The organism is Vibrio sp. 10N.286.52.C3, assembly GCF_041468865.1.
In the GTDB taxonomy this organism is placed as follows: Bacteria; Pseudomonadota; Gammaproteobacteria; order Enterobacterales; family Vibrionaceae; genus Vibrio; species Vibrio crassostreae_C.
Genome location: NZ_JBFRJM010000064.1, coordinates 1 through 19,835, shown reverse-complemented (window position 1 = coordinate 19,835; position 19,835 = coordinate 1). Strand labels below are relative to the sequence as shown.

Sequence of the window (19,835 nt, the reverse complement as noted above, 5' to 3'; positions counted from 1 at the left end):
TGCACATGATTCAGAACGGTTCAGACCCGATGGCAGTGGCTAGCAATTGAGAGTGGATGTTGTGTATCTCATATGAAGAATGATTATTCAGACTTTCATTGAGGCGCAATGATCTTAAACTTATGCAGATTAGTATATTACTTTCCAGAAAATCACATATTGGTCTCAGGTATCTATGGAAAATAATAAAAAGCAGGGCGTTTTACTGGTGAACTTAGGAACGCCAGATGCGGCGACCCCCGCTGGCGTTCGTCGATTTTTGAGTGAATTCTTACACGATAAGCGAGTTGTAAACCTAACGCGTTGGCTTTGGTGTCCTATATTACATGGCGTGATTTTACCGATTCGCTCGCCTAAAGTTGCTAAGCTGTATCAGTCTGTCTGGATGGATGAGGGCTCACCACTGCTTGTGTACTCTCAAAGACAAGCTGAAAAGCTCCAGAAAAAACTAGAGATGCCTGTTGCACTGGGTATGACCTATGGCAACCCAAGCCTAAAGACTGGTGTTGAGCAACTGATGGAGCAGGGCGTTGAGGACATCATCGTACTGCCTCTGTATCCGCAGTACTCTGGCACAACCACAGCAGCGGTTTCTGATGGTTTGACCAAAGCCTTTAAGCAGATGCCAGTTATCCCGAGCTATCGCTTTATTCGCGACTACTACGCGCACCCAAGCTATGCAAAAGCATTGGCTGAAAGCGTCCGCAGTCATTGGGATAAAAATGGCAGAGCCGATCATTTAGTGTGTTCTTTCCACGGTATTCCGAAGCGACTGGCTGATGAAGGCGATATCTACCCTCAGCATTGTGAAGCGACAACAAAGCTGCTTGCGGCAGAGTTAGGTTTGTTAGCGGACGATATCACCATGACATACCAATCGCGATTTGGTCGAGAAGAGTGGTTGAAGCCATACACTGACGAGACACTTGAGTCACTGCCGAGTAAAGGCATCAAGAAGATCGACATCATGGCGCCTGCCTTTTCGGTTGACTGTTTGGAAACGTTGGAAGAGATTTCAGACCAGTGTAAAGAGACGTTCATTGACGCTGGTGGTTCGGACTTTAGCTACATTATGTGTCTGAACGACAGAGACTCACACATCGACATGATGGCTGAACTAGTGGCGCTTCATCGCTAACTGATATGGCGATTGAATAGATAACAAAAGGGCTGCTCATTGAGCAGCCCTTTTTGATCTTGATGTTTCTTCTTGAAATCGATCTAGCTATTAAGCGACCGAAGTTTCTGCTTTTGGTTCTGCTTCAAGCGTCATGTTGGTTTCTACACCATGCATCCATGATACAAGCTTACCAGCACAAAGCAGCAGTAATATGGCACTCACCGTTGCTGTGATAGCAATACCACTGAAGATTGACATAGCACCAAGCTCACCAACGTGAGAACCGACCAGGCCTGCCACGTAGTTTGCCACCGCATTGAAGCCAAACCATGCACCCATCATCAATGATGCTAGGCGAAGCGGAGCTAACTTAGTGACCAACGACAGGCCAATAGGCGATAGACAAAGCTCACCAAGGGTATGGAAGAAAAAAGCACCGACTAGCCATAGCATTGATGTTTTCACGGTTAGGTCACCGCCTTGCTCCATTACCGCGCCCATCATGCACACAAAGCCCAGTGCTAAGAAGAACAATGCCATTGCAAACTTAACAGGAGAGTTGGGTTCACGCTTACCCAGTTTCACCCAGAACGCAGCAATGATTGGAGCAAGTGTAATGATGAAGAATGGGTTCAAAGATTGGAACCACGCAGCAGGAACTTCAAAGCCACCAATCATACGGTCAGTATATTGTTGAGTGTAGATGTTCATTAGGCCGCCAGCTTGTTCAAAGCCCGCCCAGAAAACAATCACGAACAGACCCATGATAAGAATCACTTTTAGTCTGTCGAACTCTTCTTTGGTCAGTGGCGCTTTTTCTTTAGATTTGTTTAGTGCTTTCGCTCTTGCAGCAGCAGGTACAGAACCGATGTTGCCCAACCAAGACTGAGCCATTGTCACTTGCATGATCAAGCTAATAACCATACCAATACCAGCGGCTAGGAAACCTGCTTTCCAACCGAATGAATCGACAGCAGCACCTGAAATTAAGCCACCAAGCAGCGCACCTAAGTTGATGCCCATGTAGAAAATGGTGAAAGCACCGTCACGGCGGTTATCGCCTTCTTGGTACAGATCGCCAACCATGGTTGAGATGTTCGGCTTAAACATACCGTTACCACTGATTAGCAGTGCTAAACCAAGGTACAGCGCGTTCACTTGGTCTAAACCGATGAAGCCGTTAGGTAGAGCCATTGTAAATTGGCCAAGTGCCATCAATACACCGCCAATCATAATTGATTTACGCTGACCTAGGTAGTTATCGGCAATCCAGCCACCAATTAATGGTGTGATGTAGACTAAGCCGGTGTAAATACCGTAGAGATCGAGTGCGTCTTTCGTTGACCAACCCAGTCCACCGTTGAGGGTAGTGTCAGTCAAAAATAAGACAAGGATGGCACGCATCGCATAGTAAGAGAAACGTTCCCATAGCTCTGTGCTAAAAAGTAGAAATAGGCCTCTAGGGTGGCCAAAGATGTTGTGGTTGCTTGGCATAAGTTTTACTAATTTTAGGTATTAAAAGATTTTATAGTCATTCATGTATACACAGTGGGATAAAAGTCTGCAATAGACTTATTTTATGGTCACGACAACTTGGTTTAACTAAGATGTTGATATTAAATATCTTTATTTTTAATGTTGCCCATTTTAGATGTGCTGCAAACTAATTTTCCAGATTTGAGTTGGTTGGTTAATAACCTTCATTAAAGTTGTGTTGAATTAAAATCTTTAGATATATTGCTCTGGTGTATCATTTTGAGTTTTAAGGGAGTGGCATGCGCATTAGGTGGGGCATACATATGCTTACAACAATGAGTCTTTTGATCTCTAAATGATCTCTGTACAATGCTTAACCACTCCGACACCTATAACTTTTTGTTGATAAATTGGTCTGCTACGCATTATTTTTCGTTAGCAACGATTCATTTTATTAATGGTGATTTAACCGTTTTAGGCATGTGGTAAAATATCTAAAAATATAAAATGGCTAGTCAAATGAAACGTTGGTATTTGCTTTACTGTAAGCGTGGTGATCAAAAACGCGCTCAGCAGCACTTAGAGAATCAGGGGGTAGAGTGCTTTTACCCTCAAATAGAAGTCGAAAAGGTGGTGAGAGGGAAAGAAAAGCAGGTCAAAGAACCGCTGTTTCCGTCTTACATCTTTGTTCGCTTCGACTATGAGCAAGGTCCTAGCTTCACGACCGTTCGTTCAACACGTGGCGTTGTGGACTTTATTAAGTTCGGTTCACTGCCGCACGAGGTCCAAGGAGACTTGGTGTTTGAACTTAAAGAGTTTGAGAAGTGCTGCAGTAACGAAGTGGAAGATTGTTGTGTTGAGTTTGAATCTGGACAGGTAGTTAAGATTCAGAGTGGCCAATTTGCTGGGGTTGAAGCTATTTTCGATCAGAAAGACGGTGAGGCTCGATCGATTATGCTGGTGAAAATGATCAGCCAAGTCGTTCCAATCAGTATTGAGAACGAAGCACTACAAGCTCGCGCATAACTGCAGTAATAAAAATAGGCTTAAAACAAAAGGCGCATAATGCGCCTTTTTTAGTCTTTAGGATTTGTTCAAAACGCTCTAAGCGTTGTAAGCATCGTTGTGAACGGCTTGTACTGCACGGCCTGATGGGTCGACACAGTTTTTGAATGAATCATCCCACTCAATCGCTTTCGCTGATGAACAAGCAACTGAAGGACCACCAGGTACACACTCTGCCGCAGATTCTAGAGGGAATAGCTCCTCAAAGATTTCACGGTAAGCATAACCTTCTTTGGTTGTTGGCGTGTTGTAAGGGAAACGGAACTTAGCAGCTTCCATTTGTTGATCCGTTACTTTTGCTTCAGCCGTTGCTTTCAATGTATCAATCCAATCGTAGCCAACACCATCAGAGAACTGCTCTTTTTGACGCCATGCGATTGAATCTGGTAGGTAGTCTTCAAAACACTCACGCAGGATGTGTTTCTCCATCTTACCGTTACCGCACATCTTATCTTCAGGGTTCAGACGCATTGCGACATCGATGAACTCTTTATCCAAGAATGGTACACGGCCTTCAACACCCCATGCCGCTAGCGATTTGTTTGCACGAGCACAGTCGAACATGCTTAGAGCAAGCAGTTTACGTACTGTCTCTTCGTGGAACTCTTTCGCGTTTGGCGCTTTATGGAAGTACAGGTAACCACCAAAGATTTCATCAGCACCTTCACCTGAAAGTACCATCTTGATGCCCATCGCTTTGATCTTACGAGCCAGCAAGTACATTGGCGTTGATGCACGAATCGTCGTTACATCGTAAGTTTCGATATGGTAGATAACGTCACGGATTGCGTCTAGGCCTTCCTGAATAGTGTAAGTCATCTCATGGTGCACAGTTCCGATCTTGTCCGCAACTTCACGAGCAGCGATAAGGTCTGGTGCGCCTTCAAGACCAACAGCGAACGAGTGCAGTTGTGGCCACCAAGCTTCAGATTGCTCATCATCTTCGATACGCATTGCCGCAAAGCGTTTTGCAACTGCTGAAGTAATTGATGAATCCAGGCCACCAGATAGAAGTACACCGTAAGGAACGTCAGTCATTAGTTGACGTTTAACGGCTGCTTCTAGCGCTTCAGTCAGTTCTTCTTTGCTTGTGCTGTTGCCTTGTACCGCAGCGTACTCGTTCCAATCGCGGATGTAGTAGCGTTGAGGTTCAGCATCTTTCGAAGAGTAGAAGCTACCTGGAGGGAATTCACTGATCGTCTTACATACTTCAACCAATGCTTTCATCTCTGAAGCCACGTAGTAGTTGCCGTGCTCATCGTAACCTTGGTAAAGCGGGATGATACCAATATGGTCGCGGCCCACTAGGTACTCGTCTTTCTCTTCGTCGTATAAAACGAATGCGAAAATACCGTTAAGCTCTTCTAGAAGGTCTGCACCCATCTCTTGGTATAGCGCTAGGATAACTTCACAGTCAGAATCAGTCTGGAACTGGTACTTATCTTCATAGCGTGCACGAAGTTCTTTGTGGTTATAAATTTCACCGTTTACTGCAAGAATGTGCTTTTTGTCTTGACTGTATAGTGGTTGAGCACCACTGTTCAAGCCAACAATAGCAAGACGTTCATGAGCAAGGATTGCTTTTTCACCAGCATAGATACCAGACCAGTCTGGACCACGGTGACGAAGCTTCTTAGACATTTCTAAAGCAATAGGGCGAAGTGCTGCGGCATCACTTTTAATGTCGAGAATGCCAAATACTGAACACATAGAACTTCCTTTTAAATAATTTCCAAATCAACTGCATTCAATTTGCCATTCTGGCTAAAAAAAGCAACCGGATGTGAGCAAAAAAATAATATAAAGGGTGTTCTGTTAGAAATTATCTAATTTTTATGTGCTTTTGGTGTGTGATGTTTAATTGCGGTTGGTTTTTTAAACAAAAACCTCTCAAAAGTGCGAAAAATAGGCAGTTTTGAGAGGTTTAGTTGAACACTGTCTAATACTAGATTTTATTGATATTTGGATTTAACTGTTCGCAAACGTGGCGAGCAAAACCACTACCAGCCTCGCTGTAAATGTTAAATGCCGCATCAACGCCATTCTCTTTCAGTGTTTCGAGTTGATCGGGATATTCAGCAATAGCCGCAATTTGGCCTTTAAAGTTACGTGACTTTAATTGTTCTAAAGCGGTTTGATTACCTTGGTGGTGAGGCATTGCCAAAATCACCAGCTTTACGTTTGCTGTATCTAGAATTCGCTCCCAGAAATCTGGGTCAGTCGCGTCGCCAGAAATCACGTTTCTGCCTTGGCTTCTGTGGTTGTGCGCGGCTTCTTCACGCACTTCTACACCTAGGCTGACCTTGCCATAGCGAGTACGTAATTCGTCATAAGCACCGGTACCAATTCGGCCCATACCTAGAATAAGCACTTGGGCACGACCAGGGTCAATTCGCTTATCACGTCGGTGAAGCTTTTCTGACGCATGCTCTTTTAGCCATTTACCTGACTGCTGATAAAGCTTATGACCAGCTCGGTTTAAAGGAGCAGCGATTAGAAAAGACAGTGAAACTGCAATGGCAACGGCAACTAAGATATCACCCGACATCCAACCCATCTTGAAGGCGAGACCACCAACGATGAGGCCAAACTCGCTATAGTTAAACAGTGATAGCGAGGCAAGTAGAGACGTTCGAACACGGAACTTGAAGCGGTTGAGTACCAAGAAGTAGAGAACACCTTTCACTGGCAGCATCAGCAAGAACAAGATTGCGAGCATAAAGCCTTGAATGGTTGGTTGCTCTGACAGACCAATATTCAAGAAGAAACAGACAAGGAAAAGTTCTTTAAGGTTAAACAGCGACTTTGATAATTCAGAGGCTTTTGGGTGACCAGCAAGTAACATACCTAGAACAAGAGCCCCCAAATCTGGTTTCACACCAACCAAATGGAATAAACCAGCACCGACGACTAATGCGAAGAAGATGCCGGAAAGAACCAGCATCTCACCGTGACCAACCCAATCGAGCACTTTGTAGAACAGTGGGCGTAATAAGGGTAGGGCAAACAGAGCAATTGCATACCACTCAGGTATTTTGCCCGTAGAAGCCGTTAAGAATACTACGGCGAAGATATCCTGCATGACCAAGATACCAATCGCTAACGTTCCGTAGGTCGCATTCATTTCGCCTTTCTCTTGCAGAGTCTTAACCGCAAATACAGTACTAGAGAATGAAAGAGCAAAACCGAGCAGAACGATCTGTTCTACCGACATGGCAGCTAGCGATGAAATACCTAAGAACTTAAAGCCAAACAGGGCGACGGCGAAAAACAGAGTGGACAAAAGGTTGTGGATTGTCGCGCCAGCCCAGATCTCTTTAGAGAGTAGGGTTTTGATATCGAGCTTTAAGCCGATAGTAAATAGAAGCAGCGTGACACCAAGGTCAGCTAAAGTAATGATGGTGTCATTGGTTTCAAAGCCAAAGGCAAAAAGCCCAAAGCCTGCAACCAAAAAACCAACTAATGGGGGAAGGTGACACTTTAAAGCAATAAATCCTGCGATAAACGCAGTGGATATTAATATAAGTTCCATAACTTGTTGTTGTAGTTCCCTAGCTTAAAAAAACGGGCCGTGTTTATACAAACACGGCCCGCGGAAAATCAGAATTGTTTTCTCTAGTCTTCGAGAAGCTTCTGCAGTAACACGCCGTTAAGCATGGCGCGCTTAATCATAGCAAAAGCTCCCATCGTAGGATGTTTATCGATCTGTGATGCTACAATAGGCAGGCCGCTATGGAAAGTCGTTAACGACTGATTCTCTACATTGCGCTTAATTGCAGGAAAAACAATCTCTTGTGCCTTGGTAATATCACCAGCAATGATAACTTTTTGAGGGTTAAATAAGTTAATCGTCATCGCGATAGCCTTACCTAACTGGTTTCCTACTCGAACTAAGCTTTGCTTGGCTAGCTCATCACCATTAATCGCGTGGTCACAAACGTCTTGAATCGTAATATGCTCAAGCTCTGTTAAAGAAGACTCATAGCCTTGTTTAATCAGCTTCTGCACGCGTTCAACGATAGCTGGGTTTGCCGCTACTGTTTCAAGACAGCCGAAGTTACCACATTGGCATTGCTCGCCTAGCGGATCAATTTGGATATGACCAATTTCACCCACATTACGGTTATGACCTAGGAAAACCTGACCATTAACGATAATACCTGCACCTGTACCACGGTGAACACTGACCAAAATAGAATCTTGGCTATCTTTACTTGCACCGAAGTAGTGCTCAGCAAGCGCCATTCCACGAACATCGTTACCAACAAAACAAGCAACATGGAATGTATCGCGAATAATGTCGCTTAATGCGAGGTTATCGATGTCGGTATTCGGCATGTACTCAACAACACCGGTCGTTGGGTTAACCAAGCCTGGAAGCGTGACACCAATAGCAATCAGTTGATCGATCTTTGGTTGATGCTCAGCAATGAAAGCTTTGAGGTTATTGACCAAGCCTTGGGTAAGGTCTGATTGGTCTGAATAATTCAGGTCTTGCTGTTGGAAAGCCAATTCACGACCACCAAGGTCATGCAGGCTTATTTGAATGTAGTCTCGACCCAAACGCACAGCAACAGAATGAAAAGGCTCTACTTCTGTGGTTAGGGAGATAGCGCGTCTACCGCCAGTAGACGCTTGCTGCGCAACCTCTTTAATTAGGCCGCGCTCTAAAAGTTGGCGGGTAATTTTTGTAACACTTGCCGGTGCGAGTTGGCTTACATCAGCCACTTGTATACGACTGATAGGCCCCTGTTGGTCTATAAGTCGGTATACCGCCGCACTGTTTAGTTGTTTAACTAAGTCTACGTTACCTATTTGTCCGCCATTCATACTTAATTGTGCTCGTATTGTCCGTTAACAACAGTCGCTTTAACGTTAAAGTCTCGGTCAAATACAGCTAGGTTTGCAACCATGCCTTTTTTGATTCGACCTAGCTTGCTTTCTACACCGATAGCCGTAGCTGGGTATAGCGTAGCCATGCGAAGAGCTTCGTCTAAAGCGATACCAGCGTGCTCAACTGTATTCTGAACTGCTTCAATCATAGTCAGAGCTGAGCCGCCTAGTGTGCCGTTTTCATCAACACACTTACCATCACGGTAATATACTTTCTTACCGACAAAAATAAAGTATTCCATGTCAGCACCTGCAGGAGCTGTGGCATCCGTCACTAATACCAACTTTTCTCCCTTGATTTTATGCGCAATTCTGATGTTTGCGTAATCAACGTGGAAGCCGTCGGCAATAATGCCAGCGTAAACCTCAGGAGTATCGTAAATCGCGCCAACAACGCCAGGCTCACGACCAACCATCGGCGTCATTGCATTGAACAGGTGAGTGGCGAACGTGATACCAGATTCGAAACCTTGACGCGCTTCTGCGTAAGTTGCGTTGGTGTGGCCGATAGAAACGACAACGCCAGCTTTGTGCAGGCGTTCGATGTGTTCAGGGTCGTTAAGCTCTGGAGCCAATGTTACTTTTGCAACAAGGTCACGGTTCTCACAGATAAGCTCAATCATTTCGTTGTCAGATTTACGAATGTGATCGACGCTATGGATGCCTTTTTTCGCAACGTTTAGGTAAGGGCCTTCAAGGTGCAGACCTAAAGATTGGTTTTGGTACTGGTTATGGTATTCACGAGCTGCCGTAATAACCGCACGCATATCTTCGTCTGAAGAGGTGATAAGCGTTGGTAGGAAGCTAGTACAGCCAGATTTCAGGTTTGCTTTGTGCATGATCTGCATGGTTTCTGCAGTGATCTCATCGTTAAGCATTACACCGCCACAACCATTCAGTTGTAGGTCAATGAAACCTGGGCTTAGGTTTGCTCCGTCTAGGTCGCGAAGCTCGATTCCTTCTGGCAATTCAGAGATAGGACAGACTTTTTTGATCAGTTCGTTTTCGATTACAACAGCATGATCGGTTAGAACATCACTACCAGTGTAAATTTTACAGTTACTTAGCGCGTACATAGTCAGCTAATCCTTATTTCGTGAGATCTTTTAAATTCGTTCGTTACCTAAATGCGGACTTAGTTTGCGAGCATCATTTACGTAACGATTTATCTTTTATGGGCAAACGGCTTCAAAATGAGAAGCGATTTAAGTTGTTGAAAAACATATGAACAATTGATTTTTATTATACATTTAGGTCCATCAATAATGATTATTCACGGTGCTCTATAAGCCCGGAGTTACCATCTTTTTGCCTAATGATTAGATTTGGATTTTATCCATAAATGTTCATTTTTTTGAATGATAAAATAAGTTTTATGATCTCGCTAGCAAAAACCTCTGGATTTGGTAAAAACTGGTGATTAGGATCACAAATGGTAAGGTTTTAATTTGCGGAGCAAAATTAATTGAATACACTGAATAGGACTAAATTGAGCGACTAAAATAAGTTTCTCAAACGAATTCTAAAAAATCCTATAGGGGGAAACAACTGGTGAATATTCTAGGATATGCGCAGAAGCTTGGTAAGGCGTTAATGCTACCAATCGCAACGCTTCCGATTGCGGCATTGCTGCTACGTCTGGGTCAACCAGACTTACTCGATATCGCATTCATGGCATCTGCTGGTAACGCAATCTTCAGTCAACTACCATTATTGTTTGGTTTGGGTATAGCTATTGGTCTTTCTAAAGACGGTAACGGCGCAGCAGGTCTTGCTGGTGCAGTTGCTTACTTTGTTCTGACAGCAACCGCAACAAACATCGATGCTAGTGTAAATATGTCATTCTTCGGCGGTATCTTTGCAGGTATCATCGCAGGTCACTCTTACAATGCATTCCACGCGACTCGTCTTCCAGAGTGGCTAGCATTCTTCTCTGGCAAACGTCTAGTTCCTATTATGGCTGGTCTATTTGCTCTAGTTGCTGGCGCAATCTTTGGTGTTGTATGGCCTGCTGTTCAATCTGGTCTAGATGCACTTGCTCACGCAGTTTCAACGTCTGGCGCTATCGGTCAATTTGTTTACGGTACTCTTAACCGTGCACTTATCCCAGTAGGTCTACACCATGTACTGAACTCGTACTTCTGGTTCGGTATGGGCTCTTGTCAAGAGATCGTAGTTGCTGCAGAAGGCTTCTCTCAACTTTGTGTTGACCCTGCTCTAGCTAAAACTTTAGTTGTTGGTCAAGAGTACACATTTGAATTTGCTAACTCAGTTAACCCAGAAATTGTTGCAACTGTTAAAGAAGTAACTGAAACAGTTAAATCTGGCGACCTACACCGTTTCTTCGGCGGCGATAAAGGCGCTGGCGTATTCATGAACGGTTTCTTCCCAGTAATGATGTTCGGTCTACCAGGTGCTGCACTTGCAATGTACCTAGCTGCTCCTGCTGAAAAACGTAGCCAAGTTGGTGGCGCACTATTCTCAGTTGCATTCTGTTCATTCCTAACAGGTATCACAGAGCCGCTAGAATTCATGTTCGTATTCCTAGCTCCTGCTCTATACGCAATGCACGCTGTATTTACAGGTTTGTCTCTAGTAGTTGCTAACATGTTTGGTACTCTGCACGGTTTCGGTTTCTCTGCTGGTCTTATCGACTTCGTATTGAACTGGGGTCTAGCAACTAAACCATTCGTACTACTACTAATCGGTCTTGGCTTCGGTGCTCTATACTTCTTCACTTTCTCTTTCGCAATCCGCGCTTTCAACTTGAAATCGCCAGGTCGTGAAGATGATGACGAAGCTGTTGCAGCTCCTGCTGGCGACGCACCAAAGGGCGACCTTGCACGTCAATACCTGAAAGCTCTAGGTGGTCACGACAACCTAACTTCAATCGACGCTTGTATCACTCGTCTACGTCTAACTCTTAAAGACCGCTCTGTTGCAGATGAAGTTGTTCTTAAGAAACTTGGTGCTAAAGGTGTGGTTAAACTAGGTGAAAACAACCTACAGGTTATCCTAGGCCCACTAGCTGAAATCGTAGCTGGCGAAATGAAAGCTATTGGTGCAGGCGAAGACCTATCTGATGTAAAACTTCCACAGTAAGGGAAGTACTTAGTTAAGACGTAAAGTTACTCTTAAGTAAGTGTCAAATTGAAAGCCTCCCACATGGGAGGCTTTTTTGTGCCTGCAGTTTAAGACCAGCGAACACGGTTCGTTCTATTCTTCATCGAATAGCAGAAATAATCGCAATTAACGGACGGTTCTTATTGTGCAAAGGCTAAGAATTGTGGATGATTAGCAACAATGATCTTTCTATCTTTGACTGGCGCTATAAGCGACCGTTTTCTTGGGGACGAAAGATAACTTTCTCTGACAATACTAAATACATAGAGGTGCTATAGATGAGTGAAGCTGAGGCTCGTCCATCGAATTTCATTCGCCAAATTATTGATAAAGATTTAGCGGATGGTACACACAGTAGCGTGCATACTCGTTTCCCGCCGGAGCCAAATGGCTACCTGCACATTGGTCACGCTAAATCTATTTGCTTGAACTTTGGTATTGCTCAGGACTACCAGGGACAATGTAATCTTCGTTTCGATGATACAAACCCTGAAAAAGAAGACGTTGAATACGTTGAGTCAATTAAGAATGATGTAAGCTGGTTAGGCTTCGAATGGTCTGGTGATATTTGTTACTCATCAAACTACTTCGATACGCTTTACGCTTATGCTGTGGAATTAATTAATAAAGGCTTAGCGTATGTTGACGAGCTAAGTCCTGATCAAATCCGTGAGTACCGTGGCACGCTAAAAGAGCCTGGTAAAGCGAGCCCATACCGTGACCGCAGCCCTGAAGAGAACCTAGCGTTGTTTGAAAAAATGCGTGACGGTGGCTTTGAAGAAGGTAAAGCGTGTCTACGTGCTAAGATCGACATGAGCTCTTCGTTCATGGTTATGCGCGATCCTGTTATCTACCGTGTTCGTTTTGCTCACCACCATCAAACGGCTGACAAGTGGTGCATTTACCCAATGTACGACTTTACTCACTGTATCTCTGATGCGCTGGAAGGTATTACGCACTCTATCTGTACGCTTGAATTCCAAGATAACCGTCGTTTGTATGATTGGGTTCTAGATAACATCACGATTGACTGCCAACCTCGTCAGTACGAGTTTAGCCGCCTGAATCTTGAATATACAGTGATGTCTAAGCGTAAGCTGAACCAACTTGTGGTTGAAAACCTAGTTCAAGGTTGGGATGACCCACGCATGCCTACTATTTCTGGCCTACGTCGTCGTGGTTTTACTTCAAGCTCGATTCGTGAATTCTGTAAGCGTATTGGTGTAACTAAGCAAGAGAACATGATTGAGTTCGGTTCACTTGAATCTTGCATCCGTGATGATCTGAACGAAAATGCACCTCGTGCAATGGCTGTTCTGGATCCAGTTAAGATCGTTATCGAAAACTACGAAGCAGATACAGTAGAAACGCTAACGGTTGCAAACCACCCGAACAAGCCAGAAATGGGTACTCGTGAAGTTCCATTTACACGCGAAGTTTGGATCGAACGTGACGACTTCCGTGAAGAAGCAAACAAAAAGTACAAGCGTTTGGTTCTAGGTAAAGAAGTTCGCCTGCGTGGTGCTTACGTGATCAAAGCTGAACGTATCGAAAAAGATGCAGAAGGCAACATTACGACTATCTTCTGTTCTTACGACAATGAAACATTGGGTAAGAACCCTGCAGATGGCCGCAAAGTGAAAGGCGTTATCCACTGGGTATCTGCTGATAAAGCACTGCCTGCTGAGATTCGTTTGTACGATCGTCTATTCACAGTGCCAAACCCAGCCGCTGCTGATGACTTCGCTGCAACGCTAAACCCTGAATCTCTTGTTACGCTAAATGGTTTTGTTGAACCTAGCTTAGCAGAAGGTGTGGCAGAGCAAGCGTACCAGTTTGAACGTACAGGTTACTTCTGTGTGGATTCGAAAGACTCTAAAGCAGATGCACTAGTCTTCAACCGCACGGTTGGTCTACGTGACACATGGGGTAAAACTGAAGCTTAATGCTTGAGTATTTAGTTTGTTAAAAACGACCCAATAAAAAACCGGCTTAGAGCCGGTTTTTTTGTGTCTTAAATTTGATTACCAAGGTGTTTCTAGTGACCAACTAGCGTTTTAAGCACTAGAGCCAGAGTTTTAGGGATTATTAGGGTCTTGTTGGGTTACTTCACCCGTGCGTGAGTTGTACCAGAAAACATAACCTGCATTACCAGGATCGCTGTCGAAATCGACTCCAGTGTAGATGAAGTAGCAAAGCGCGAGTTTGTTTTGAGGAGTACCGTCTTTGGCAACAAAACTATGGTTTTGACGGCGGGTAATAAAATCAAAATTGTTGGACTGGTTCGGGTCTGTAGTAGCGGTCAGGTCGGTTGTCATAATGGCATTCCATATTGACACACACCCTTGGTCACCTTGACCTATGTTGTAAGGCTGCCCCATAGGGTTGCCTTTATCGACGCCGAGTGGGTAGCCGACGTCATTTATGTCCAATTGAGCATTGCCGTCTCCGTCTTCCCCAAAACCTGGCATGTCATTCATTTCAGCGTTGCCGCCGCCGCTGACCAGCCATTTACTGTGAGCAAACGTGATCGCAGTTTGAAATTGAGATTGAGCAGCGTCAAACAGAGCGATACGGCCATCGGTTTGAATGTTAAGAAAACGGGGAAGGGCAACAATAGCAAGCACTGCAATAATCACTACAACAACCAACATCTCAATTAAAGTAAAAGCCTTAACTAGCGGGATTCTTTTCATGGATACTTTATGATGCCCTATATAAAAAACGCCGGCCTAAGCCAGCGTTCTGTATTACTACTTCGCTTTATGCGCGTCTGGATTGCCTTTGCAATCTCCGTTAATGCTTTTGCCGTACAAGTACAAACTGTGGTTTGTTAGTTGCACGTTGTAACGCTGAGCAATCTCTTTCTGTCTTTCTTCGATGATGTCATCAGAGAATTCGATCACTTCGCCACAATCTAAACATACAAGGTGGTCGTGGTGGTGCTGTGTAGAAAGTTCAAATACAGACTTGCCGCCTTCGAAGTGGTGACGAGTTACAATGCCAGCGTCATCGAATTGGTTAAGTACTCGATAAACGGTTGCAAGACCGATTTCTTCACCTAGGTCGATCAGCTTCTTATATAAATCTTCAGCACTAATATGTTGGCAGTCTGGCTGTTGTAATACTTCTAAAATTTTGAGCCGTGGAAGGGTCACTTTAAGACCTGCATCTTTTAGCGCTTGATTATTGTCTGACATATACTTTCCTGTTGATGATCTGCAGCAATTAACAGAATTCAATATTAATACCATTATAGTTTAGTCAGGCATAACAATAAACCACGAACTTCAAAGGGTTACTTACTGACATCACAATCTGTTTTGTAAATTGGAAGTATCTCACTTATAGTGGAGGTACGACCAGTCAAGGTGACGGTGTTTCTGATATGAACATGGAATGTTGTTATGAATAAGCAACTCGCAAAAATATATAAACCCAACATTGTAAAATTTGCTCTTAATATTTGGCCTCCCTTTTGGGGAGCGGGTATTCGAATAGCCCACATTAGCACTGACTTTAGGGTTGTTAAGACAGTACTTAAGCTACGCTGGTGGAATAAGAACGCCAATCGTACTCAATATGGCGGCAGTATCTTTTCTCTTACCGATCCCGTTTACTCATTGATGTTAATGGGAATTTTAGGTCAACGATATTATGTTTGGGATAAAGAAGCGAGCATTAACTTCATCAAGCCGGGGCAATCGGACTTGTATGCAGATTTTGAGATAAGGCAAGGGCAGCTTGACGATATCTATCGTCAGACGCAACTCGGTGAAAAGTGTTTCCCCGAATTTATTATTCACGTGAAAGATAAGCAGGGTAATGTGGTTTCAGAAATTCAACGCACCCTCTATGTAAGAAAGAAGCCGCAATTTAGAGATGATGATGAAGCATTAGAGGCTGAGTGCTAATTAATAGATTTTAAATAGCAAAAAACCTCCTATAAGGAGGTTTTTTCATATCTACATAATGGTTATTAACTGTAACAATTAACAACCACTAGAGAATTAGTCTTCTAGCTCTGCTAGGCACATCTCTTCGTGGATTTGTTTAACCCAGTTAGATACGCGCTCATCAGTTAGCTCAGGTTGACGGTCTTCATCGATACATAGACCAACGAATTGGCTGTCATCGCCTTCAACTAAACCTTTCGATGCTTCGAATTCGTAGCCTTCAGTTGATGTGTGACCTAGGATAGTACCGCCTTTCGCTTCAACGATGTCACGGATAGTACCCATAGCATCACAGAAGTATTCTGCGTAATCTTCTTGGTCGCCACAACCAAAGATAGCAACAAGCTTAGTTGAGAAATCAATAGCTTCTAGCTCTGGGAAAAAGTCATCCCAATCACATTGTGCTTCGCCGTAGTACCACGTAGGGATACCAAGCAGCAGTAGATCGAAGTTATCGATATCTTCTTTGCTGCTTTTTGCAATGTCTTGAACGTGAACGAGCTGTTTGCTCAATTGCTTTTGAATCATCTTAGCAACAGCTTCAGTGTTACCTGTATCGCTACCAAAGAAGAGACCTACACTTGCCATAGAATCATTACCTTTCATTTTGTCTGTTGTCGGTGTAATAAAGTTCGGAAGAGAATCGTTAGATCCCAGTTCCTTCCCAGCTTAGTTGGATTATCCCTTTGGCGATAAAACCCGCACAGCCAAGGAAAAGTACTAACCATACGATGCGACGACCAAATGGAGGAACATTTCCCTGCTTGAGAACGTCCTTAATTGCCATACCGATTAAAAAGAAAATCGCGGCAAACAGGAGATCTAAACCAACAGATTCGATGATGTTCATGTAGTCGTAAAGCATGGGAACCTTATATACCAATTTTGCTTGGGCGCACTATATCACTGTTGTGAGATAAAGTTAATCTGCAGTAATTACACAGCTCTCATTTATCTGCACGAAAAAGCGCAGTTAAGCGATGAATTTTCTAATTGCTCTAAGTACTTCTGCTGGTTTTTCAGCATGCAGCCAGTGACCTGTGTTGGCAATGACATGCGCTTTTGCGTTAGAAAATTGCTGCTGAACGGCTGCTTGATGTTCTGCGGTGAGGTAATCTGAATCCCCACCTTTAATGAGCAAGGTTTTGACCGAGGTTTTCTCGATCGGTTCCCAACCAATAATATGTGGGTAGTTGCTCAATAACGAAGCAACATTGAAGCGCCATTCCATGATGCCTTGCTCTGTTTTGAACAAAGATTTGGTTAAAAACTGGCGAACGCCATCGATCTCGATATGTTTTGCGAGAACCTTGAGTGCATCTGAGCGTGAAGTCGGCTCTTCTTCTATCACGGCTTGCAGGCCTGCGAATACGTTGTCGTGGCGACTCTGAGTGTACGCGACCGGAGCCATATCCAAGACAATCAATTTATGCAGCGCAAGATGTTGTGTCAGTGCCATCGCTACTTTGCCACCCATCGAGTGACCAATCACAGTGACGTCTTCTGACTTAAGATCATGCAGCAGTTGAGCCACGTCTTGTGCCATCGCTTGATAGTTATGAGTGTCACTATGGAAGGATTGACCGTGGTTGCGGAGATCGATACTAAGTACCTGATGATCGGCTTTTAGATCCCTAGCGAGCAAGCCAAGGTTGTCCAGATTACCGAATAATCCATGGATCAAAACAATGGTGTGACCCTCACCTTCAATTTTATAGTTGAGCTGTACTGACATTTTTATCTTATTCATGGTGGGTTTGACGTAGAGTATCCGCGCGGATCTCGCTATAATCCCCCAGAGTTTAAACATTGAGATTGTGAAAAGCGAATGAAAACAATTGAGGTTGATGAGGACCTATACCGTTTTATTGCGGGTCAGACAGAACGTATTGGCGAAAGCGCTTCAGATATTCTGCGCCGCTTGTTACAGGTTGATAGCCAAGGCATGGCTCCGATCGAAGAGATCGTTGAGCCAAAAGGTATCGTTGTTAGCAAAGAGGTAGGCTTTACTCCAGAGAAGTTCGATGGCGTTAAAGAAATGCGCTCACTACTAATATCAGATGAGTTTGCATCACTAAAGAAAGCCATTGATCGTTTCATGCTTGTGTTATCAACACTGCATAAAATCGACCCTTTAAGCTTTTCAGAAGCAACTCAAGTAAAAGGCCGTAAGCGCGTTTACTTTGCAGATAACGAAGCGACGTTGCTAGCAAACGGCAACACGACTAAGCCTAAAGCTATTCCACAAAGTCCTTTTTGGGTTATTACTAATAACAATACAAGCCGAAAAAGACAGATGGTTGAGCAGCTTATGAGCCGCATGAATTTCCAAGCAGAATTGATAGAAAAAGTAACAGGTTCAATTTAACGAAATCTGATTTAAACCTCATAATATCCATGGATAAGAAGATATTATGAGGTTTTTTTGTTTTAAAATTTTATATATAAGGATGTCGAAAAATGGCTATGCACCCTCGTGCTGGGCAGAAAGCTCAGCAGGAAGATCTTCATAATATCCCGGCTTTAGTTGCTAACTATTTCTTACAGCAACCGGATGCTACGAACCCAGATCATAAAGTACTTTTCGGTACTTCAGGTCACCGCGGTACAGCAGACAAATCAACATTTAACGAAAACCACATTCTAGCAATTGCACAAGCGGTTGCTGAAGTTCGTGCCGAGCAAGGTACAACTGGCCCTCTTTTCTTAGGTAAAGATACTCACGCTCTATCTGAGCCTGCGTTCTCTACGGTTATCGAAGTGCTTGTAGCGAACGGTGTTGAAGTTATTATTCAAGAAAACAACGGCTTTACTCCAACACCTGGTATCTCGCACGCGATTCTTACGCACAACCTAGTGAATGACAAAAAAGCCGACGGCATTGTTATCACGCCTTCACATAACCCACCTCAAGACGGCGGTATTAAATACAACCCGACACACGGTGGCCCAGCTGAAGCTGAACTGACTCAAGCGATTGAAGACCGTGCGAACGTGATCATTGCTGAGCAAATGCAAGGTGTTAAGCGTACGCCTATCGCACAGGCTAAACAGTCTGAGCTAGTAAAAGAAGTTGACCTAGTCGCGCCATACGTCGCTGATTTGGTTAACGTCGTGGATATGGAAGCGATCCAGAAAGCAAACATCAAGATTGGTGTTGATCCACTGGGTGGCAGCGGTATTGATTACTGGCGTCAAATTGGTAAAGCGTACAATCTAGATCTTACTCTGGTAAGTGAAGCGGTTGACCCTTCATTCCAATTCATGTCTCTAGATAAAGATGGCGTAGTTCGTATGGACTGTTCTTCTCCATACGCAATGGCAGGTTTGCTTGCACTTAAAGATGAATACGCACTAGCGTTTGGTAACGACCCTGATTACGATCGCCACGGCATTGTTACGCCTAAAGGCCTAATGAACCCAAACCACTTCCTAGCGGTTTGTATCGATTACCTATACCGTAACCGTGAAGGTTGGGGTAAAGAGGTTGCTGTTGGTAAAACTTTGGTATCAAGCGCATTGATCGACCGTGTAGTAGCAGACTTAGGTCGTGAACTTTGTGAAGTGCCAGTTGGTTTCAAATGGTTCGTTGATGGCCTTTACAACGGTCAGTTTGGTTTCGGTGGTGAAGAGAGTGCAGGTGCATCTTTCTTACGTAAAGACGGTACGCCTTGGTCAACAGATAAAGATGGTCTAATTCTTTGCCTACTTGCGGCTGAGATCACAGCCGTTACAGGTAAGAACCCACAAGAGTACTACGAAGAGCTGGCTGCTAAACACGGTGAATCTAAGTACAACCGTATTCAAGCGGTAGCAAATGGCGCACAAAAAGACGTGCTGAAAAAGCTCTCTCCAGAGATGGTTTCTGCTGAAACGCTTGCTGGCGATGCGATTACTGCTCGTTTAACGCATGCTCCTGGTAATGGCGCTGCGATTGGTGGCCTTAAAGTGACAACTGAGAACGGTTGGTTCGCTGCTCGTCCATCAGGCACTGAAGACATCTACAAGATCTACTGTGAAAGCTTTAAAGGTGAAGAGCACCTAAAAGCAATCGAAGCAGAAGCTCAAGAGATTGTTAACCAAGTATTTGCCGCTGCAGGTCTATAATCGAGTACGATTCATAGAGTTATAAAGCAAATAATGGAAGGGTTGATGTGAAAGCATCAGCCCTTTTTTATTTGTCTGTCCCGTCCTGAAATGTG

17 protein-coding genes are annotated in these 19,835 nt (G+C 44.0%); 7 read left to right on the top strand and 10 right to left on the bottom strand.

The window, feature by feature from the left end; genetic code table 11:
- The first annotated feature begins 175 nt into the window (after positions 1–175).
- Complete coding sequence (hemH, locus tag AB4138_RS20010; protein WP_017068992.1) at positions 176–1,138, top strand: ferrochelatase; 963 nt, start codon at positions 176–178, stop codon at positions 1,136–1,138.
- A 90-nt stretch (positions 1,139–1,228) separates the two neighbouring features.
- On the opposite strand, the gene AB4138_RS20005 is transcribed toward hemH, so the two are convergent.
- A complete protein-coding gene (locus AB4138_RS20005) occupies positions 1,229–2,614 on the bottom strand; it encodes a peptide MFS transporter (RefSeq protein WP_102393253.1) in 1,386 nt (461 codons plus the stop codon).
- A 501-nt stretch (positions 2,615–3,115) separates the two neighbouring features.
- Here AB4138_RS20005 and rfaH point away from each other — a divergent pair.
- Positions 3,116–3,622 (top strand): transcription/translation regulatory transformer protein RfaH, encoded by a 507-nt coding sequence (gene rfaH, locus AB4138_RS20000; RefSeq protein ID WP_017068990.1) that lies wholly within the window; start codon positions 3,116–3,118, stop codon positions 3,620–3,622.
- 78 nt (positions 3,623–3,700) lie between these two features.
- On the opposite strand, the gene asnB is transcribed toward rfaH, so the two are convergent.
- From asnB to nagA, 4 genes are all read right to left on the bottom strand, one after another.
- The gene (gene asnB / locus AB4138_RS19995) at positions 3,701–5,371 is read right to left on the bottom strand and encodes an asparagine synthase B (protein WP_372307429.1); all 1,671 of its coding nucleotides are present in this window, start codon (positions 5,369–5,371) and stop codon (positions 3,701–3,703) included.
- Positions 5,372–5,606: 235 nt separating this feature from the next.
- On the bottom strand, positions 5,607–7,193 hold the full coding sequence (locus tag AB4138_RS19990) for a cation:proton antiporter family protein (protein WP_017062195.1): 1,587 nt from the start codon (positions 7,191–7,193) through the stop codon (positions 5,607–5,609).
- Between the two features lie 83 nt (positions 7,194–7,276).
- Positions 7,277–8,491 carry an ROK family protein gene (locus tag AB4138_RS19985; protein WP_017062194.1) on the bottom strand — a complete coding sequence of 405 codons (1,215 nt, stop codon included), beginning with the start codon at positions 8,489–8,491 and terminating at the stop codon, positions 7,277–7,279.
- Between the two features lie 2 nt (positions 8,492–8,493).
- A complete protein-coding gene (gene nagA, locus AB4138_RS19980) occupies positions 8,494–9,630 on the bottom strand; it encodes an N-acetylglucosamine-6-phosphate deacetylase (RefSeq protein WP_017062193.1) in 1,137 nt (378 codons plus the stop codon).
- A gap of 475 nt (positions 9,631–10,105) precedes the next feature.
- On the opposite strand from nagA, the gene nagE reads away from it, so the two are divergent.
- Complete coding sequence (gene nagE / locus AB4138_RS19975; protein WP_032546287.1) at positions 10,106–11,656, top strand: N-acetylglucosamine-specific PTS transporter subunit IIBC; 1,551 nt, start codon at positions 10,106–10,108, stop codon at positions 11,654–11,656.
- Between the two features lie 299 nt (positions 11,657–11,955).
- A complete protein-coding gene (glnS, locus tag AB4138_RS19970) occupies positions 11,956–13,623 on the top strand; it encodes a glutamine--tRNA ligase (RefSeq protein ID WP_017063407.1) in 1,668 nt (555 codons plus the stop codon).
- A gap of 132 nt (positions 13,624–13,755) precedes the next feature.
- Here the strand turns inward: glnS and AB4138_RS19965 are convergent, their stop codons facing one another.
- Both AB4138_RS19965 and fcrX read right to left on the bottom strand, forming a co-directional pair.
- On the bottom strand, positions 13,756–14,373 hold the full coding sequence (locus AB4138_RS19965) for a prepilin-type N-terminal cleavage/methylation domain-containing protein (RefSeq protein ID WP_032547229.1): 618 nt from the start codon (positions 14,371–14,373) through the stop codon (positions 13,756–13,758).
- 57 nt (positions 14,374–14,430) lie between these two features.
- Positions 14,431–14,877: a ferric iron uptake transcriptional regulator FcrX gene (fcrX, locus tag AB4138_RS19960; protein ID WP_017061956.1), complete on the bottom strand. Its 447-nt coding sequence runs from the start codon at positions 14,875–14,877 to the stop codon at positions 14,431–14,433.
- Positions 14,878–15,084: 207 nt separating this feature from the next.
- Between fcrX and AB4138_RS19955 the strand changes: the two genes are divergently transcribed.
- Complete coding sequence (locus AB4138_RS19955) at positions 15,085–15,591, top strand: DUF4442 domain-containing protein (RefSeq protein WP_372307426.1); 507 nt, start codon at positions 15,085–15,087, stop codon at positions 15,589–15,591.
- Positions 15,592–15,687: 96 nt separating this feature from the next.
- Here the strand turns inward: AB4138_RS19955 and fldA are convergent, their stop codons facing one another.
- From fldA to AB4138_RS19940, 3 genes are all read right to left on the bottom strand, one after another.
- On the bottom strand, positions 15,688–16,221 hold the full coding sequence (gene fldA / locus AB4138_RS19950) for a flavodoxin FldA (RefSeq protein WP_010436745.1): 534 nt from the start codon (positions 16,219–16,221) through the stop codon (positions 15,688–15,690).
- A 58-nt stretch (positions 16,222–16,279) separates the two neighbouring features.
- A complete protein-coding gene (locus AB4138_RS19945) occupies positions 16,280–16,498 on the bottom strand; it encodes a DUF2788 domain-containing protein (protein WP_004737900.1) in 219 nt (72 codons plus the stop codon).
- Positions 16,499–16,606: 108 nt separating this feature from the next.
- Entirely contained in the window at positions 16,607–17,368 is a 762-nt protein-coding gene (locus tag AB4138_RS19940; RefSeq protein ID WP_017061954.1) for an alpha/beta fold hydrolase, read from the bottom strand.
- Between the two features lie 93 nt (positions 17,369–17,461).
- Between AB4138_RS19940 and seqA the strand changes: the two genes are divergently transcribed.
- Positions 17,462–18,001, top strand: a complete 540-nt coding sequence (seqA, locus tag AB4138_RS19935) for a replication initiation negative regulator SeqA (protein WP_017061953.1) — start codon at positions 17,462–17,464, stop codon at positions 17,999–18,001.
- Between the two features lie 92 nt (positions 18,002–18,093).
- Positions 18,094–19,740: a phosphoglucomutase (alpha-D-glucose-1,6-bisphosphate-dependent) gene (gene pgm, locus AB4138_RS19930; protein WP_061034159.1), complete on the top strand. Its 1,647-nt coding sequence runs from the start codon at positions 18,094–18,096 to the stop codon at positions 19,738–19,740.
- Positions 19,741–19,835: the final 95 nt, after the last annotated feature.